This is a genomic window from Veillonella sp. CAG:933 (assembly GCF_000431435.1).
Taxonomy (GTDB): Bacteria; Bacillota; Negativicutes; order Veillonellales; family Veillonellaceae; genus Veillonella_A.
The window spans coordinates 1-2,084 of the sequence record NZ_HF986154.1; the positions used below are offsets into that span (position 1 = coordinate 1).

The following is a 2,084-nucleotide window of genomic DNA, read 5'->3' on the forward strand; positions in this document are numbered from 1 at the left end:
AGAGCCGGACGTACTCAGCGTCTACTAAGTAATATATAAAGCAGCGAGCGAAGCAATGCGGTTACGCCCTAAATCAATCGAGCTTTCTCCCTCTAGCCTTTATAGCACTAAAAAAGGCAGCGAGCGAAGCAATGCGGCCACGCACAAAATCAATAGAGCTTTCTCCCTCTAGCCTTTTAGCACTAAAAAAGTCAATCTACCTAAGCAATACGAACTACCTCTCCCCTCATTTGAATAACAAATTCATAGATGACCCAAATACATATATATATTATCTATTATATATAATAGAATCGCCCTATATTTACTGATAAACAATTTCATTTAAAATCTGACACATACATTAAATCCCGTACATAACCCTAAAAATTGCCAAATAACCAACTATATTACAAGATATCAGTCTGTAATTTTGAGAAAAACATTCAACTAGAATCACATATAATATACTATAGTATTTATATTGTTTTCAATTACCTCATATCCTATTGACAATGTATGATTTAAAAAGTACAATCAAACACAGCTTTACATTTTACGCACTTCGTGCGCCATAAATACCTGTTAAAATTGTAGGAATTAAAAATTAATCTGAATGAGATATATGAATCCGTCAAAGATGCTGAGAGTACAGATTCATATAGCAATTCGGTTTTTCACAATAAACAGTATGATTTGGGAAAGAAGCTACGGCCGAGAACGAGTAACGGCCAAAGAGAGAGTTTTAATAATAGAGAGAGTTTATAAGATAGAAGGTTATAATTATGAAACGAAGAGGTTGGTACGTACTTCTTTCGGTAGGCATAGTGGGGGCTATGCTGTGGGGAGCCGGTCATTCGTTTTCGTCGCAGAATAACAGTCAGGTGACAACCTTGACGAATGTATCCTATGACCCGACTCGAGAGTTTTACGAGGCATATAATGCCGATTTTTCAAAATATTATAAAGAACGAACCGGTAAGGATGTAGAAATTCATCAGTCCCACGGCGGATCGGGCAATCAGGCTCGGGCCGTGGTGGAAGGCTTTGACGCCGACGTGGTGACCTTGGCGCTGGCTCAAGACGTGAATCTACTGCAGAAGGTTCATCTGTTAGACTCCAGCTGGGAATCACAATTGCCGAACTATTCGGCACCCTATACGTCCACGGTAGTATTCCTGGTTCGTAAAGGCAATCCGCTACAAATTAAAGATTGGTCGGATTTGGTAAAACCGGGTGTGCGCTTGATTGCACCGGATCCTAAAAGCAGCGGGGGCGCTTGTTGGATCTTTTTAGCGGCCTATGCTTATGGTGAAGGTCCTAATAACGATACCGCTAAAGGGAATGATTTTGTCAAAAAATTATATAACAATGTGACCGTAATGGACGCGGGGGCTCGCGCGTCTACGACGACTTTTGTTGAAAACAAGCAAGGCGATGTGTTGCTCGCTTGGGAAAACGAAGCAAAACAGATTATGGAACATTATCCCGGCGAGTATGAAATCGTAATGCCGTCCGTTTCGATAGTAGCGGAACCGAGTGTGGCTGTAGTGGCGGAAATCGCCAAAAAACACGGCACCTATGACGTGGCTCATGAGTATTTGGCTCATCTTTACGAACCGGACAGTCAACGACTCATTGCTAAATACGGTTTCAGACCGACGAATCCGGACGTTATGAAGGAAGTAGCGGCTAAGTATCCCACTCCGGCACGCATGGTGACAATTCGAGATTTTGGCGGGTGGTCGGCCGCTTATGAGCGCTTTTTCGTAGATGGCGCCCTATTCGATACAATTCGCGATGAATAGGAGGGTCTATGAACGAGCAGAATCAGTTAAATGAAATTAAACGGGCTACACCGGTACGAATCGAAGGTCCTAAGCGTCAGACGAGTGGTAAAAAGGCGAAAACACCGCGTTTATTGCCGGGGTTTGGCTTAACTCTAGGCGTGACACTGACGATATTATCCATTATCGTGATTTTGCCAATCGGTACCATATTGGGGTTTGCCTTACAAATCCCACCGGCCGCCTTCTGGCAGGCTATTTCAAAACCGGTTGTATGGCATGCCTTTGCCACGAGTTTAACCACCGCCTTTGTGGCGG

At 43.2% G+C, this 2,084-nt stretch carries 2 protein-coding genes; both read left to right on the forward strand.

The annotated features are described in order from the left end of the window. The first annotated feature begins 764 nt into the window (after nt 1-764). On the forward strand, nt 765-1,787 hold the full coding sequence (locus tag QZL64_RS02270) for a sulfate ABC transporter substrate-binding protein (protein WP_021840424.1): 1,023 nt from the start codon (nt 765-767) through the stop codon (nt 1,785-1,787). Between the two features lie 8 nt (nt 1,788-1,795). Beyond that, nucleotides 1,796-2,084, forward strand: a 289-nt coding sequence (locus tag QZL64_RS02275; protein WP_296309188.1) for a hypothetical protein, incomplete at its 3' end; no start/stop codon positions are given.

Bases quoted from the DNA above. Each gene is read 5' to 3' on its own strand.
- QZL64_RS02270 (WP_021840424.1), top strand. From the start codon at position 765: ATGAAACGAAGAGGTTGGTACGTACTTCTTTCGGTAGGCATAGTGGGG.